Raw genomic sequence first — 15771 nt, 5'->3', positions numbered from 1 at the left:
CAAGATGATAAAACATCTTATTTTTCAAATTTATGCGCCACTAACATCATGGGGTGAACCCGCAGTTGGCGAGGTTCGCCACAGCAATGCTATTCCTTCTCGCTCAGCGTTACTAGGATTAGTGGCTGCAGCGCTTGGAATTCGGCGCAAAGACAAAAAACTTAATATTTTTAATCAGCATTATCAATTTGCTATACGTATATTTAGAGCAAAGAGCAGTTGGTTTAGTGATTACCAAACTGTTCAAGTCCCCAAAACTAATAAAAAAGCATCATTATATACTCGTTTTGATGAAATTTGTCGCAGTCCCAATGAGTTAGAAACTTTACTTTCACAGCGTGAGTATTATAACGATATTTATTATCAAATTGTGATGACAGAGACCGCAGGTGCACCGTATTGTGTTGAACAAATACGGCAGGCATTATTAACACCTGTTTTCCCATTATATATAGGTAGAAAAAACTCACCATTGGCATTAACTTTATCACCTGTTGTTTATAAAGGGAAACTTTGTGATGCTTTTATTTTTGCTGATAACCATTATCAACAATATCATCAACATGATCCTGTCATTAATAATTTATTAAATAGCGTTGCTGATGAATATTATTGGGAACATAAAGATCAATATGCCGATTTTGAAGTGATTAAAATTCAGTGTCGACAAGATCAACCAATAAACCGTAATCATTGGCATTTTAAACCTCGCCTACAATATTCAGGATATTTAAGAAGGAGCGAATAGATGTATTTTTCTCGAGTTACCTTGAAACTGGATGTGCTCCCTTATGTAATGCAACAAAAGATGCTGTATGCTGGTCAATATGCGATTCATCAATGGCTGTGGCAACTTTTTCCGAATCAAGAAAAACGAACTTTTTTGTTTCGTGAAGAACAAACAAAAAAAAGCAGGCAATATTATTTATTATCTCAAGTAGAGCCAGTGACCACTCATCCATTATTTTTTGTAGAAACAAAACCCTACTCACCGCAACTAACTAGTGGTATAAAATTAATTTTTTCACTGCGTGCAAACCCTGTTATTTTTAAAAATGGTAAACGATCTGACGTGATGACAAATGCGAGACTATTAGCTAAGCAACAAGGGTTATCATCGGTAAAAATGAACGTTTTACAAAATAAAGCTGCACTAAATTGGTTGATTAAACAAGGCGAGAAAAAAGGGTTTTCACTGATAAAAAATGCTGAACAGCAACTAAGCTGTAATATTTTAGGGTTTTATCAACATCAATTTAATAAGCGAAAAAATTTGAATCCAATTACTTATACTAGTGTTGATTTTAAAGGGATTTTAACAGTTACTGATCCTCACCTATTTTTAGATACACTTCATCAAGGAATTGGTAAAAGTAAAGGATTTGGTTGTGGATTATTTTTGATCAAACGTTATCAATAGGGGAAACTAAAATGGCGTATATTCCAATTAAACCTATTCCCTTAAAAATAGAATATTAATGATATTTTACAATATGGACAAATTGATGTTTTAGATGGTGTATTGTATTTTTTGATAAAAACGGTGTGAGAACTCATATACTCGTCAACTCTATTGCCTGTATGATGCAAGAACTGGGAACAAGAGTGTCTCATGCTGCTGTACAATTGGCAGCAATAGTTGGCACATTATTTGTTTGGGTGGGGGAAGCAGGCGTTCGGTAGATCAACTCCGAAGTATAAAAGGTTCTCGATTACGTGAAATCTACACATTACTAGCTAAACGTTATCATGTTAAATGGTATGGGAGAAATTACGATCCCAAAGCTTTTGAAATAGCAGCTAATAAATCCCAGATCCTGATTGTGAAGTACGTATTGCATGCCTTATAGAACCACCATTACCACCTGATGACATTTTGCCTCCAGCAATCCCAGAGTTTAAATCACTTGCCGATCCTCTAATGAGTATGTGTTGTTGCTGAGAATATACCACCTAGACTAAGGGGCGTTTAGCTATTTGGTTATTAGAAATTAGCGCGGGAGTTTACATCGAAGATATATCAAGACCGATTAGAGAAATGATATGGCAGCAACTAATTGAATTAATTAAATACGTTAATATTATTCTTGCTTGAGCGACTAATACCGAATCAGAATTTGACTTCCAAACCTATGGCGAAACAGAAGAGTTCTGGTAGATCTAGATAGATTAAGATTGGCCTTTTTTATCTTTTAAAAATCAATAAATTAATTTTCTTTAAAAAAATAAAAAATCTGGTAGAATTTGACAAAAAATATAAATGTAAATAAAACAATTATCTACATTTAGTATTCCCTGTGCCCACAGGGATAAACCGCCTACAAAGCTAATTTATTTAAATTTAAACAAGTATTCCCTGTACCCACAGGGATAAACCGAAAAATTGCACTTGGAACAAAAGGAAAAAGATGTATTCCCTGTACTCACAGGGATAAACCGTTATCTTTCACTTTATCATAATCTATGTGTTGGTATTCCCTGTACTCACAGGGATAAACCGAATAAGAAATATAACTCTTATCTCAGAACGATATGTTCTCTGTCCCCACAGGGGTAAACTGCTTGATGATATGAAGTTGATATTAGCAGATAGCTTTGTTCTTTTAGGAATATGCCGGATTATTTACATTTCATGGTTAAATAATCTTCTGAAAACTCATAAGGCATTTTTTCCTATGTCTTTTAACCGTATTATAAAAGTGAATAAATCTTTAAGCTTTTGTTTCTATCTTTTGAATCGCTAAATATTTACTGATTATATTTCACCTCTCCTTTAACATATGTATCATGCTTTTCAACTTTTCTATTTGTTTTTTTGTAGATTGGTTTAGTGAATTTTTGATTTATACGATGGTCCTTACAGGTTATTAACAAATAAAATACCGCAAAGTTTAAATTAATCATTAAACAGTATAGACTATTGAATGTTTTTTTACAAAAAAATAACGTAAAAAATAAATAGTTGAGAAAATCTCCTACAAGTGAACACACAATTCACGTAAAATTACTCTGCCTCTTTTGTAATAAAAAACATGTTATTTAATGTTTCATGAGGTTCTTTTGGGTATATTATAAAAAGTATTAATAATGCAGGTTAAAATAATCTGCAAAAATAGCGTACAATAGCGTGATATTAAAGAGGCTTATCATAAATAGATTAGGAATTTAGTATGACAGGCAAATTTATTGTCATCGAAGGGCTTGAAGGGGCCGGTAAAACTACGGCTATTAATACCGTTGCTCGTATTTTGAATCAACACAATATTGGCGATTTGCAGTTTACCCGAGAGCCTGGTGGAACGCCGATTGCTGAAGCGTTACGCAATATTATTAAAAATGGTTTGGATAATGATCCTTTGACCGACAAAGCCGAGTTACTGATGCTATATGCTGCACGTATTCAGCTAATTGATAATGTGATTAGGCCAGCAATTAAAGCTGGTAAGTGGGTTATTGGTGATCGTCATGACTTATCAACACAAGCTTATCAAGGTGGTGGGCGTCAGTTAGATAAAGTATTTATGCTAACATTGAAAGAACAAGTATTAGGTGATTTTAAACCTGATCTTACTTTATATCTGGATATTGAGCCTGAAACAGGATTAATGCGAGCAAGATCTCGAGGTAAACTCGATCGCATCGAGCAACAGTCATTGCCGTTTTTTGAACGAATTCGTCAATGTTATTTAGAACTTGCCGAACAAGATAAAACCATCATTACAGTTGATGCTGGAAAATCAATTGACAATGTGAATGGGCAAATTGAACAAATTTTAACAACATGGTTAACTAAACAGGTTGATATTGAATGATCTTAAATGACTATCCTTGGCTTTCGTTGCCTTATCAGCAATTAGCTTCTGGAATTATACATAAACGGGCTCATCATGCTTTATTAATTAATTATATTCAAGGCAGTGGTGAAGATGAGTTTGTTTCAATGCTTGCAAACCGTTTATTATGTCAATCTTCACAGCAATTGGAACCGTGCTTAAACTGCCATAGTTGCCAGTTATTTTTGTCTCACTATCATCCTGATTATTATGTAATAACCAATGAACAATCTAAACAGTCAATAGGTATTGATCAGATCCGTAAAATATCAAACAAAGTTTATGAAAAATCTCAGCAGGGTGGTAATAAAGTCATTTGGATAAAACGCGCAGCATTAATGACAGAAGCAGCCGCTAATGCATTGCTAAAAACTTTAGAAGAGCCACCAGAAAACACATATTTTATTTTAAGTGATGACCATAACAGCAAATTACTGCCAACAATTCATAGTCGTTGTTTTTCTTATTTTTTACCTGTTCCAAAATTGGAAATGTCTATTGAATGGTTAAAAAAACTACACCGTCAGCAATACAACGATAATGAACTTGCCTCGGCGTTATTATTGAGCGAAAATGCGCCGCTAAAAGCGGTTGCACTACTAATGCCAGAAAAGTGGCAACAACGAAAAAAATTCTGTGATCATCTATTAGATGTTGTACCACAAAATAACTATTGGCAACTGGCTAAAACCTTTGATAGCGAAGATTTTATTGAACGAATTATTTGGTTTTGTGCATTACTAAGTGATGCGCTTAAAGCAAAGCAAAAAGTGGGGCGTTTTATTGTTAATCGTGATCAAGTCCCATTAGTTCGGCTGCTTGCAACTAAAAGTAATGAAAAAATTTCATCGCTCTATGATTTATGGTTACAAGCAAGAACCCAGTTATTGGCTATTACTGGATTGAATAAGGAACTTATTGTTTATAATGTGCTTGCTCAATCCGAAGTAATAGGCTAAAACTTTCAGGAAAGTATACAGTTAAATAAAAAGGATTGCAGTGAGTTAGTTATCTATTGAATTTGGTTTACTCTTTATCGCTTTCTTTGCCTTATATTGGGGATGTCGAGTATCGCCCCAAAGTACAGAGCATCCTGCTTTTAACAGCAAGTTATCTTCTTGTTGGCAGCTATAGCTGGTAATTTTCGCTTATCCTTTTTATTTATACTTGTGTGATTGATTTGCTTGTAGGTCTTTATGCCTATGCAATACAAATTTATTTAAGTTTTTCAGGGTATACAGATTTAGTTACAGGTATTGCCTTTATTGCTAGGATTTCGCTTATCAATTAACTTTAATCTTCCTTATTTAGTATGAATTTGAGAAATCTTGGACTCGCTGGCATATAAGTTTATCTCGTTGGATCCGCGACTATATTTATATTCCTTTAGGAGGCAACCGCCGAGGGTTTATTCGGATACAAATTAATTTCATGCTGGCAATGTTACTATCTGGACCATGGTATGGTTCTGGCATTAATTTTATTATTTAAGGGGTGGCATGTCACGGTATTGGTATTGTGGCACTTAACATTGGTGATCGTTATTTAGGAAAAGGTTGGATAGCTATACGCTCGCCTTGGGTGGCGCGTTTATTGACATGGCATTATGTTTGTTTTACATGGCTATTTTTTAATAGCGATAGTTTACCTGATGCATTAGATTATATGACAGCATTAGTGCATAACTTCTTTATAGAACCACACTATGCAGAAGCATTTTTGGTTATTAGTTTCATCTACTTTACCTATCCAATAGTTAAAAATTTTACTGAGTGGTTTATTATACAGCTAACTAAAATACCGCATTTATATTTACCTTTGGTATTTATTGTAATTTTGTGGTTAGTTATTTATATTGCGCCATTAGGTATGCCAAATTTTATTTACGCTAATTTTTAATTATGATGATATATAAAAAATCTAAATCTAATTTGAAACGGCAACGTTATAAATCACTGAATAAAAACACGCATAAAAAAAGCTCAAAAGGATAATGACAAAGTAAAAAACACATGTTATTACTAGTAGTCTTTATCAGCAAGCTATATATTGTTGGTATTGTCGATTACCGCCATTACATTAATAGCGATTTATTACAAATCAATACTGACTTATTGTCAGCAGGCGTATTATATAGATTTATTTGACAGTAATACGATTTCTCCTGAAGAAATTTTGACAAAAGAGTTTGAAGAAAATAAAAGTGATAGTAAAAATTTCAAGAAAATGTAACAACCCTGTCCCCAGTTTTGCTTGCTCAACCGATTGATGATGTATTACCTGTTAATGAGAAAAAATCCAAGTTAGCAGTAGTCGAGCATAAAAAGGGCAACAAAATAAGAAAATTGAAGAAATTATAGAAACAAAGGGGCATGGAAATTAGCAAAAAATGAATATTAAGGTAGTAAAATGGATTCCAATTCAAATACATATTCTCATACTACCAATCGCAATCAACCAGAAACCAAGCCCATATTGTAAAATAATCCTGAAAAAATACAAGACAATATTAAATTACACCACGAGCTGCTACCTATCATATTAACAAGTAATGATAAAGTGTTTTTTGTTGATGATTCACTGATACAAGGTGTTGCACCATATGTTAAAAAATGCTCTTTTAAAACAGTATAAAATAAAAGCCTTGATTTGAGAAAACAGAGCACAGGACTTGCTTATCCAAATGCTTTTAATTGGCCAAAAACAATCAATGATAATTTAATTGCAGATTCTTCAATTAAATTACTTGTCGTTTTCTTGGTGCTAATGATCCTTGGGGTTTTCGTGTAAAAGGTTATATCAAACATGTTGAATTCAAATCTGAATTATGGGAAGAACAATACTGTTTGCGTATTGCATTTATTTTAAATAGTGCTATAGAGTATAATGTCCAAGTACTTTGGCTTGTAGCAGCTTGTATGCGTAAACCAAAATTAAGCAATGGAATGGCTTATCTAAATAATTTATATAGATCTGAACTAGAAAAAATTCAACAATATTTCTTAATAACAAATGAATTATTTGGTTGTACATATGAAAAGTTTAGTAATTTTATAGAAACAGATAAAGCAAAAATTAAAGTAAGAACTGATGATGGGATTCATTTTACAATAGCTGGTCAAAAAATTCTGGCTAAAGCCGCTATGGAACAAATATTTTATAAAGAATTATAGGATACTCATAGTGAATCTTTAAAATATATTGCAACCATAATAGCAATAATGATTACTGTTGGTTGTAATGTAGCTGAAAGTAAAACTACTACCATATCTGCTATTGTTGATTTTGGTGATCTTAACGTTAAACGTTTTTGCAAAACGTCTAAAATTGTTAGCGGAAAAAAACGAACTAATCAAGTGGTCAATATTACACAATTTGGTGATTTACATTCAGCAGCTGACTTTTTTACTGGTGAGTTTAGAAAGTTAATGCAACGAAAGTATGGTAACGCAAGTATTGGTTGGGTAACGCTCCTGTAGCTATAAAAGGGCAGAACCTTACAGCTGTTACATGGAGAGCTAAAAAATGGGATGTACTAAGTAGTCGAACTTTAAGTAATCTGGATTTTCCTATGAGGGGATTATTGCTAAGCCAAGTCATGATTTTGACACTATCCACATTGCTCCAAGAAGATCTTATAATAAATATTGGCAAGTTAAGTTAACCTTTAAAACACTTCAAACTTGCTAGCGCTTTATGATACAAATGATAAAAAAATTAATTTAAACTATAATTCTGCCTCAAATATTTGGCAAACAGCATCGGTTTTGTCTAAAATACTTTTAGTAATAAAGAGTGAAAAAGATATAGAGCTTGGGGAATTTGGTTAACTGGTTATCAATAATCAGGTGTTATTGTTTCATCTATTGCTACTAATGGTGCTAAACAGGCAATTTGGCAAAAGTGGAAGGAAAATTGGTTTAAAGAACTAACTATATCACAAAGTGATTTAATTATTCTTGAATACGGAACAAATAAAAGTTTTGATGAAACATTAGATGCCAGTTAGTATCGAAGAAACATAGTTAACAATATTAGACTGATTTGTAAAACATTACCTAATGCTATTATTTTAATAATGATACCGCCTGATACCATGGTAAATGGAGCCGATATGCCAAAATCTTTTGAAAAAATAATGAATATTTAAAAGCAAGTAGTCAAGTCGAAAAAAACATTATTTGGGAATTGGCGAGTAGCAATGGGCGGGTAAGTTTGCTATTAAGCAGTGGCGGCAAAGAGGACTTGCTCGTCCAGATTTAGTGCATCAAACTTTACAAGGATATAAAGAAATTGCTCGTATTTTTTATGCTGATTTAAATAAATTTGTTAGAAAAAATAGCTAAAATTTTGATTAAAAGGAATAAGTAAATTATGGTATCACCAATTATTGTTGCAGTTGATTTTGCCGATGTTAAATCAGCATGGAATTTTATTGATCGAGTTGATCCCAAAGATTGTCGCCTTAAAATAGGTAAAGAGCTTTTTACGCATGCTGGACCTGATTTTATCAAGCAGATTATGCAAAAAGGTTTTGATGTTTTTTTAGATCTTAAATTTCATGATATTCCAAATACTGTCGCAAAAGCAATTGCCGCCACTGCCGATCTTGGTGTTTGGATGACTAATGTTCATGCTAGTGGTGGTTCGCGTATGATGACAGCTGCTAAGGATGCACTTTATTCATATGGTAAAGATGCGCCAATTTTGATTGCGGTAACAGTATTAACCAGTATGGAGTCAACTGATCTCCAAGAAATTGGTATCAACGTATCACCTTTAGAGCAAGCGACTAGATTAGCAATACTTGCTAAAAACTGTGGGCTTGATGGTGTAGTCTGTTCGGCTAAAGAAGTACAAAGTTTCAAAACACGTTTGGGCAGCGATTTTAAATTGGTGACACCAGGTATTAGACCAGCAGATACTAATCCAGATGACCAACGTCGTATTATGACGCCTCAGCGAGCTCTAGCGGCGGGTTCTGATTATTTAGTTATTGGACGCCCAATTACCCAAGCAGAAGATCCCGCTAAAGCTTTACAAACAATTTTAACAACACTTAATCCAAGCAAGAGTTAATAATATTATTATGTCTGATAATCCACTTGTTTATTCGACTGATAAAGGTCGAATTAAACCAACTCAAACACTTATCTCACGGCCTAAGGGGGATGGTATTATTCGAATTCAACGACAAACGTCAGGCCGTAAAGGTAAAGGTGTTTGTGTTATTACTGGATTTGATATCGATCATACTCAATTATTACAGTTAGCAGCAGAATTGAAAAAACGTTGTGGTTGTGGGGGAGCAGTTAAAGATGGCATCATTGAAATACAAGGTGATAAAAGGGATTTATTAAAGTCGTTGCTAGAAGATAAAGGATTTAAAGTAAAATTAGCTGGGGGCTGATTTAATCTATAAAAATAGCGTCCACAATAAAAATGGACGCTATATAATAAGATTTAACTAGAGCGATAACTACGCATCTTTTTACTGATTTCTCTACGTTCTTTTGAAATTTCAGCATTTTTAATAATATAATCATCAACACGATCATCGTAATCGCTTTTCATATTAGCAATAATCGCTTGAAGCTCTTCATAAGTCATATCTGGTTTAATATACTCGCTTAAGTTTTCAAGCAACAGTACTCTTTTTTGGTTGTCACGAATTTTCTTTTCGTTATCTGATATTTCACGTTTTAACTTATTTAAACGGCGTGATAAGCGAATGTATTCTAATACATCTTGAAACGATGGTGCGGTTGATTTTTCCTTGTCCATCTAAAACCCCTTATTTCAAAAAATGGAAAATAAACTTATACCAATTATATACCAATAATTTTTTAAGATCATATTAATATATTTTTAAACAAAATGATATTTCTGTATATTAGCTATCCGCTGAGTGTTAGCTATTTTAAATTTGATTTTAAGCAGATTTTATTTATAAATATTTATTAAAATATTGTTATATTATATATATTTATTTGTGCAATAACATAAAAATAAAAACAGCTATTAAGAATTAGTGCAAAGTATTGTACAATGGTCGCCAAATTTGTAAAAAGTGCCAGAATGAGAGAATCATAATGAGCTGGATTGAAAAAATTCTTAGTAAAAATAATATATCGTCAGATCATAAAAAGGCGAATATTCCTGGTGGCGTTTGGACAAAATGTACTAACTGTGATGAAGTCATTTATCAAGCTGAACTAGATCTTAATTTAGAAGTTTGTCCAAAATGTGATCACCATATGCATATCCCTGCCCGTGTACGTTTATACCGTTTTTTAGATGAGGGTTCGGATGTCGAAATTGGTGCAGATCTTATGCCTAAAGATATCTTAAAATTTAAAGATACGAAAAAATATAAAGATCGTTTAACAGCAGCTCAAAAAGAAACTCACGAAAAAGAAGCAATGGTTGTTATGAAGGGTACATTACTAGGTGTACCTGTGGTTGTTGCTTGTTTTGAATTTGCCTTCATTGGCGGTTCAATGTCTTCTGTTGTTGGTGCATTATTCACTCGCGCCGCAGAGCAAGCCATTGAGGATAAATGTCCTTTAATTTGCTTTTCAACAAGTGGTGGCGCACGAATGCAAGAAGCGCTATTTTCATTAATGCAAATGGCAAAAACCAGTGCTATTCTTGCTAAAATGCAAGATGAAGGTTTACCCTATATTTCAGTAATGACCGACCCAACCATGGGAGGTGTATCGGCAAGCCTAGCAATGTTGGGAGATATTAATATTGCTGAACCTAAAGCATTAATTGGTTTTGCAGGTCCTCGAGTGATTCAACAAACTGTTCGCGAAACATTGCCAGAAGGGTTTCAACGTAGTGAATTTTTACTTGAAAAAGGTGCAATTGATATGATCATTCATCGCAAAGATATGCGTTCTAAAATTGCTAGTTTAGTAACAAAATTAATGAAACTACCTGATCCGTTTAATGAAGCAACCCTTAACGAGACAGTTTAATTGAGTATGCTAAACAATCAACCGAATGCCATGTCAGATCTAAAGACATGGCTTTGTTATTTAGAGCAACTACATCCTATAACCATCGACTTAGGTTTAGAACGAGTAAAAACTGTAGCCCAGCGTCTTAATTTATTACAACCAGCGCCTTATGTTTTTACCGTTGCTGGTACCAATGGCAAAGGAACTACTTGTCGAACGCTTGAAATGATATTGCTTGAAGCGAATTTAAAAGTTGGTGTTTATAGTTCTCCTCATTTATTACGTTTTACGGAACGGGTACGTATTGATAATCAAGAATCAAGCGAGAAAGAAACTATAAAAGCTTTTGTCGAAATTGAACAAGCCAGAGGTGAGATATCGCTTACTTATTTTGAATATGCAACACTTGCTGCACTTTATCAATTCAAACAAGCAAAATTAGATGTTGTTATATTAGAAGTAGGTCTTGGTGGAAGGCTTGATGCAACCAACATTGTTGATGCTGACGTAGCAATCATTACAACTATTGGTATTGATCATGTTGATTATTTAGGTGATACCCGTGAAAATATCGGGCGTGAAAAAGCAGGCATTTTTAAACCTAAAAGTATAGCTATTGTTGGTGAGCCAGATGTGCCAGAATCTATCTTGACTGTGGCAAAAGCTGTGAATTGCTCTGTCTATAGGGTGAATAGTGATTGGTATTATCAACAACTTAACAAAGATTCATGGAGTTTTGAGTCAAAATTTAAAAAGTATGAAAATTTACCTATTGCCAATGTTCCTTTAGCTAATGCAGCAACTGCAATTGCAGCTATAAGTTATTCACCACTTAAAATAACACAAGATGAAATAACTAAAGGACTGGCAAAATCCAATTTAATTGGGCGTTTTCAAATTATTCAAACATCACCACTGGTTATCCTTGATGTAGCACATAATCCACATGCTGCAGTTTATTTAACACAACAATTAGAAAAACTAAAAGAAGAATATTTGCATGTGGGTAAAGTTATATTTGTTGTTGGCATGCTTAAGGATAAAGATATTAAAAGTACCTTATCCAACTTAAAAGGTGATAAATGGTATTGTGCTTCACTTTATGGTGAACGAGGTTGTAGCGCTGAAGTGTTAAAACAACACTTACTAAATGAAGGTGAGCTCAATATATCAACATTTGATACGGTATCTAAGGCCTATCAAAAGGCAATGCGGGATGCTAAAGAGGATGATATTATCGTGGTATGTGGTTCATTTCATACCGTATCGGATGTTTTAGCTGAAACTGAGCTTTAAGTGAAATTAATCATGACGAACAATCAACAAATTAATTATAAAAATCAAAATAAAGTAAGAAATCGCCTTGTAGGTTTTGCTGCATTGTTACTTATTATTGCAGTATTTGCACCATGGATTTTAACGGATAAATCTAATTTACGAACTTCAACAACGCCAATTTTGCAACCAGAAGTGGTTACGCAACAAAATCAGAACGTAGCATCATCTAATGATATTAATGAAAATTTTACCAATAATCTATCAGAGACTCCTTATCTACCTGATTCAGATCAAGATTTAAGCTCGTTAGTTGCAACTGATATTGTTGATGATCCCGATGATTTGACAACAATAATTACACCTTCAATGTTACAGCAAGAATCTAAACCTTATCTTATCCAGCTTACCGCTTTAAAAAATAAACAAAAAATAGAAGAGTTAGTTGCATTGTTAAGGTTAAATAATTATAGCGTTAGAACGATACCTCAAAGACCTGAACCTAATCAATTAATTAAATTACAGGTTGGGCCTTATGCTAAAAAAGAACAAGCAGAACAAGTCATTATAAACCTGAATAATCTAACAAAATTGAAAGGTATTATTGTTGCTAATTAATCGTTGTTTTGCTTGTTTTATGTTGTAACCAATAATTAATATTAAATATTGTTAATATAGAATTGAGAGTTATTATGATGAACTGGGTTGATTTTACAATTATCGGTATAATTGCTTTTTCTGCATTAATTAGTATTGTACGGGGTTTTGTACGAGAAGCATTATCATTAATTAGCTGGATATTAGCTTTTTTTATTTCTAGCCGATTTTATACCTACGTTACCGATTATTTAACTTATTTTGATAGCGATGTTATACGTATTGCTGTAGCAATTGTTATCCTATTTATTGCTACCTTATTAGTTTGTTCGATTGTGTCTTATGTTATTGGACAATTAGTACAAAAAACAGGGTTATCTGGTACTGATCGTGTATTAGGTATCTGCTTTGGCACGTTACGAGGAATTTTAGTAGTTGCTGCTGTGCTCTTTTTTATTGATACTTTAACGCCGCTATCCCAATCCCATTACTGGACTCAATCGCAGCTAATTCCTCATTTTCATTTTATTATTCGTTGGTTTTTTGATTTTATACAACAGTCTTCTTCGTTTTTAGTATAATAAATTTGAGGTAACCATGTATGTGTGGTGTTATTGGAATTGTAGGATGTAGTACTGTTAATCAATCTATTTATGATGCATTGACTGTTTTGCAACATCGAGGGCAGGATGCAGCAGGTATTGTAACTATAGATAATCAAAATCGATTTCGTTTACGCAAAGCAAATGGATTGGTTAAAGATGTGTTTCAAGGACATCATATGCAGCGATTGCAAGGTAATTTGGGCATAGGACATATTCGTTATCCCACCGCAGGTAGTTCTAGCCCGTCCGAAGCACAACCTTTTTATGTAAATTCACCTTATGGTATTGCTCTTGCTCATAATGGAAATTTAACTAATACTGATGAGTTGCGTAAGAAAGTATTTGAACTTGCAAGACGTCATATTAATACAAATTCCGATTCAGAAGTGTTACTCAATATTTTTGCCAATGAACTTGACAAGTTTCGCACCTATCCATTAACTGCCGATAATATTTTTATAGCAATACATAATGTTCATAACATAATTAAAGGGGCATATGCTTGTGTTGCAATGATTATAGGTCATGGTCTTGTTGCCTTTCGTGATCCTTATGGAATTCGCCCATTAGTTATTGGTAAACGAGAGCTTGAGGATCAAAAAATTGAATATATGGTCGCATCTGAAAGTGTGGCTTTAGATATTCTTGATTTTGAGTTTATGCGAGATGTTAAACCCGGCGAAGCGATCTATATTACTCAGGATGGACAATTATATTCTAAGCAATGTTCGAATAACCCTAAATATTATCCGTGTATTTTTGAATATGTTTATTTTGCAAGACCTGATTCTTTAATGAATGGTGTATCAGTTTATCAATCACGTATTCAAATGGGGAAAAAGTTGGGAGCAAAAATAGCAAGAGAGTGGAAGGACGTTAATATTGATGTTGTCATCCCAATTCCTGAAACTTCTTGTGATGCTGCCCTTGAAATTGCACGTATTTTAAATAAACCTTACCGACAAGGATTTGTTAAAAATCGCTATATTGGACGTACCTTTATTATGCCAGGGCAGAGCGCACGAAAAATATCAGTAAGACGAAAACTTAATGCTAACCGTATTGAATTTGAAGGTAAAAATGTACTATTAGTTGATGATTCTATTGTACGAGGCACAACCTCAAAAGAAATTCTTGAAATGGTACGTTCAGTTGGAGCTAAAAAGGTTTACTTGGCTTCTGCTGCACCAGAAATTAGACATCCAAATGTTTATGGTATCGATATGGCTGTTGCTAGTGAACTTATTGCTTATAACCGAACAGTTGATGAAATAGCAAAAGATATCGGCGCAGATAAGCTTATATTCCAGGATTTATCTGATTTAATTAATTCAATTACAGAGCAAAACTCAAACATTCATCATTTAGAGTGTTCTGTTTTTGATGGAAAATATGTTACCGAAGGAATTGATGATAGCTATTTATCATTATTAGAACAAAAAAGAAGGGAAACTAAAAAAACTCTAGTTTCTAAATCTAAAGTGTCAGAAAACTTAGAGATTTATAATGAAGAACAATAAACGATCATAATTAGCATAAATAATAAAACAACAGTAGGTTGTTTATAATTCATGAAATGTAGGTATTACTCGTTTTTTACATTGACTTGAACACTACTCTAATGAATAATATACTTAAAAATAAAACTAACACCTATTAAAACAAGAAATATGGCGTTTATATCATAAAGAAAAGGTAACTTACCGATTTAGCAAAACTCTTTATGGTCAATCGTTGTACTATTTATAACGTGCTAAAAAAGCCAGATTAAAGCTATCCGTTCCGTTAACTACTAAAAAAGAACGTTAAAACTATCTGTTATAGTAATAACCGTCTGGTTAAATTTGAAAAATTCATTTTAAGATAAATAAAGACAGCAAGCTAAACACTATCGAGGAGAAAAGCTTTATGTTGACCTCAAACGTTTTTCTTTTACTTAAAAATTAATTACACAACAAACTAGAATATATTAATCCTCAGTACCGATAATTTTTGTACGGGCTTTATGTGGGCATTTACATAGATAAATTTTAATTTAGTTTGTCGTAGTTTAGACTATACATTAGGTTAATATCTTTATACCATTGTATAAATCAACAATTCATGAAACTCACAAGCCCATAAACAAAAGAGAAAACCGAAAAAAGTGATGCGTACTTTAATAGAAGTGTAGCATAGTAAACAAATAGTTAATGATTCAAAAGTTAGACAACAAAAGCCTAAGCGATTTATTCACTTTTATCGTACGGTGTGAAACACATAAAGCAATTTTGGAAGGAAAATGTCTTATGAGTTTTTAGGGAATTATTTTAACCATGATGTTTAAACAACATATCTTTTTCAGTAAATAACTATGTTTCATCAGAAAATAATTATAATTATTACGAAATTTTTATAATCAATTAAAATAAAAGCTATTGAATAATAAAGATAAATATAAAATTTACAAAAAAATATCAAAAAAAGCAATAAATTATTTTGCTAAATGACTTTTTT

General features: G+C 33.0%; 15 protein-coding genes and 3 pseudogenes. 17 read left to right on the top strand and 1 reads right to left on the bottom strand.

The genetic code is table 11. The features are described 5' to 3' along the window. The first annotated feature begins 4 nt into the window (after positions 1-4). The 12 genes and pseudogenes from cas5e to yciH all read left to right on the top strand — a co-directional run bounded on the left by cas5e (position 5) and on the right by yciH (position 9243). Entirely contained in the window at positions 5-748 is a 744-nt protein-coding gene (gene cas5e, locus ACGH49_RS00470) for a type I-E CRISPR-associated protein Cas5/CasD (RefSeq protein WP_411587819.1), read from the top strand. Beyond that, positions 749-1420, top strand: a complete 672-nt coding sequence (gene cas6e / locus ACGH49_RS00465; RefSeq protein ID WP_065608673.1) for a type I-E CRISPR-associated protein Cas6/Cse3/CasE — start codon at positions 749-751, stop codon at positions 1418-1420. It abuts the gene before it with no gap. An 11-nt stretch (positions 1421-1431) separates the two neighbouring features. Beyond that, positions 1432-1942 (top strand): annotated as a pseudogene (locus ACGH49_RS00460) (hypothetical protein). Positions 1943-1946: 4 nt separating this feature from the next. Continuing rightward, positions 1947-2196: pseudogene (gene cas2e / locus ACGH49_RS00455) on the top strand (type I-E CRISPR-associated endoribonuclease Cas2e). A gap of 974 nt (positions 2197-3170) precedes the next feature. Continuing rightward, positions 3171-3812, top strand: coding sequence for a dTMP kinase (tmk, locus tag ACGH49_RS00450; RefSeq protein ID WP_411587817.1), 642 nt, complete (start codon positions 3171-3173; stop codon positions 3810-3812). Then, complete coding sequence (gene holB / locus ACGH49_RS00445) at positions 3809-4792, top strand: DNA polymerase III subunit delta' (RefSeq protein WP_411587815.1); 984 nt, start codon at positions 3809-3811, stop codon at positions 4790-4792. Before tmk ends, holB begins: the two co-directional genes overlap by 4 nt. 367 nt (positions 4793-5159) lie before the next feature. Then, positions 5160-5324 (top strand): annotated as a pseudogene (locus ACGH49_RS00440) (MBOAT family protein); the annotation flags it as partial. A gap of 27 nt (positions 5325-5351) precedes the next feature. After that, complete coding sequence (locus ACGH49_RS00435; protein ID WP_065608670.1) at positions 5352-5732, top strand: hypothetical protein; 381 nt, start codon at positions 5352-5354, stop codon at positions 5730-5732. A gap of 947 nt (positions 5733-6679) precedes the next feature. Continuing rightward, positions 6680-7006 (top strand): hypothetical protein, encoded by a 327-nt coding sequence (locus ACGH49_RS00430; RefSeq protein ID WP_411587814.1) that lies wholly within the window; start codon positions 6680-6682, stop codon positions 7004-7006. Positions 7007-7054: 48 nt separating this feature from the next. Further along, positions 7055-7312 carry a hypothetical protein gene (locus ACGH49_RS00425; protein ID WP_411587813.1) on the top strand — a complete coding sequence of 86 codons (258 nt, stop codon included), beginning with the start codon at positions 7055-7057 and terminating at the stop codon, positions 7310-7312. Between the two features lie 895 nt (positions 7313-8207). After that, a complete protein-coding gene (pyrF, locus tag ACGH49_RS00420) occupies positions 8208-8912 on the top strand; it encodes an orotidine-5'-phosphate decarboxylase (protein ID WP_065608667.1) in 705 nt (234 codons plus the stop codon). Positions 8913-8922: 10 nt separating this feature from the next. Then, complete coding sequence (gene yciH, locus ACGH49_RS00415; RefSeq protein ID WP_065608666.1) at positions 8923-9243, top strand: stress response translation initiation inhibitor YciH; 321 nt, start codon at positions 8923-8925, stop codon at positions 9241-9243. Positions 9244-9296: 53 nt separating this feature from the next. Here yciH and tmaR read toward each other — a convergent pair whose 3' ends face one another. Then, positions 9297-9617: a PTS system regulator TmaR gene (gene tmaR / locus ACGH49_RS00410; RefSeq protein ID WP_065608665.1), complete on the bottom strand. Its 321-nt coding sequence runs from the start codon at positions 9615-9617 to the stop codon at positions 9297-9299. Between the two features lie 308 nt (positions 9618-9925). Between tmaR and accD the strand changes: the two genes are divergently transcribed. The 5 genes from accD (at position 9926) to purF (ending at position 14795) form a co-directional block, all read left to right on the top strand. Then, entirely contained in the window at positions 9926-10816 is an 891-nt protein-coding gene (gene accD / locus ACGH49_RS00405) for an acetyl-CoA carboxylase, carboxyltransferase subunit beta (protein WP_065560793.1), read from the top strand. 6 nt (positions 10817-10822) lie between these two features. Further along, positions 10823-12094, top strand: a complete 1272-nt coding sequence (folC, locus tag ACGH49_RS00400; RefSeq protein WP_411587960.1) for a bifunctional tetrahydrofolate synthase/dihydrofolate synthase — start codon at positions 10823-10825, stop codon at positions 12092-12094. Positions 12095-12106: 12 nt separating this feature from the next. Next, positions 12107-12691, top strand: coding sequence for an SPOR domain-containing protein (locus ACGH49_RS00395; protein WP_065608664.1), 585 nt, complete (start codon positions 12107-12109; stop codon positions 12689-12691). Positions 12692-12768: 77 nt separating this feature from the next. Then, positions 12769-13251: a CvpA family protein gene (locus ACGH49_RS00390; protein ID WP_065608758.1), complete on the top strand. Its 483-nt coding sequence runs from the start codon at positions 12769-12771 to the stop codon at positions 13249-13251. Positions 13252-13271: 20 nt separating this feature from the next. Next, positions 13272-14795, top strand: coding sequence for an amidophosphoribosyltransferase (purF, locus tag ACGH49_RS00385; protein ID WP_411587811.1), 1524 nt, complete (start codon positions 13272-13274; stop codon positions 14793-14795). Positions 14796-15771: the final 976 nt, after the last annotated feature.

It is taken from the genome of Gilliamella sp. BG7, assembly GCF_046635565.1.
GTDB lineage: Bacteria > Pseudomonadota > Gammaproteobacteria > Enterobacterales > Orbaceae > Gilliamella > Gilliamella apicola_P.
Note: the sequence above shows the minus strand (reverse complement) of the source record. Positions and strands in the feature narration are given on the sequence as shown.

Coding starts and splice junctions, on each gene's coding strand:
- cas5e (WP_411587819.1), top strand. CDS start 5: ATGATAAAACATCTTATTTTTCAAATTTATGCGCCACTAACATCATGG.
- cas6e (WP_065608673.1), top strand. CDS start 749: ATGTATTTTTCTCGAGTTACCTTGAAACTGGATGTGCTCCCTTATGTA.
- tmk (WP_411587817.1), top strand. CDS start 3,171: ATGACAGGCAAATTTATTGTCATCGAAGGGCTTGAAGGGGCCGGTAAA.
- holB (WP_411587815.1), top strand. CDS start 3,809: ATGATCTTAAATGACTATCCTTGGCTTTCGTTGCCTTATCAGCAATTA.
- ACGH49_RS00425 (WP_411587813.1), top strand. CDS start 7,055: ATGATTACTGTTGGTTGTAATGTAGCTGAAAGTAAAACTACTACCATA.
- pyrF (WP_065608667.1), top strand. CDS start 8,208: ATGGTATCACCAATTATTGTTGCAGTTGATTTTGCCGATGTTAAATCA.
- yciH (WP_065608666.1), top strand. CDS start 8,923: ATGTCTGATAATCCACTTGTTTATTCGACTGATAAAGGTCGAATTAAA.
- tmaR (WP_065608665.1), bottom strand. CDS start 9,617: ATGGACAAGGAAAAATCAACCGCACCATCGTTTCAAGATGTATTAGAA.
- accD (WP_065560793.1), top strand. CDS start 9,926: ATGAGCTGGATTGAAAAAATTCTTAGTAAAAATAATATATCGTCAGAT.
- folC (WP_411587960.1), top strand. CDS start 10,823: ATGCTAAACAATCAACCGAATGCCATGTCAGATCTAAAGACATGGCTT.
- ACGH49_RS00395 (WP_065608664.1), top strand. CDS start 12,107: ATGACGAACAATCAACAAATTAATTATAAAAATCAAAATAAAGTAAGA.
- ACGH49_RS00390 (WP_065608758.1), top strand. CDS start 12,769: ATGAACTGGGTTGATTTTACAATTATCGGTATAATTGCTTTTTCTGCA.
- purF (WP_411587811.1), top strand. CDS start 13,272: ATGTGTGGTGTTATTGGAATTGTAGGATGTAGTACTGTTAATCAATCT.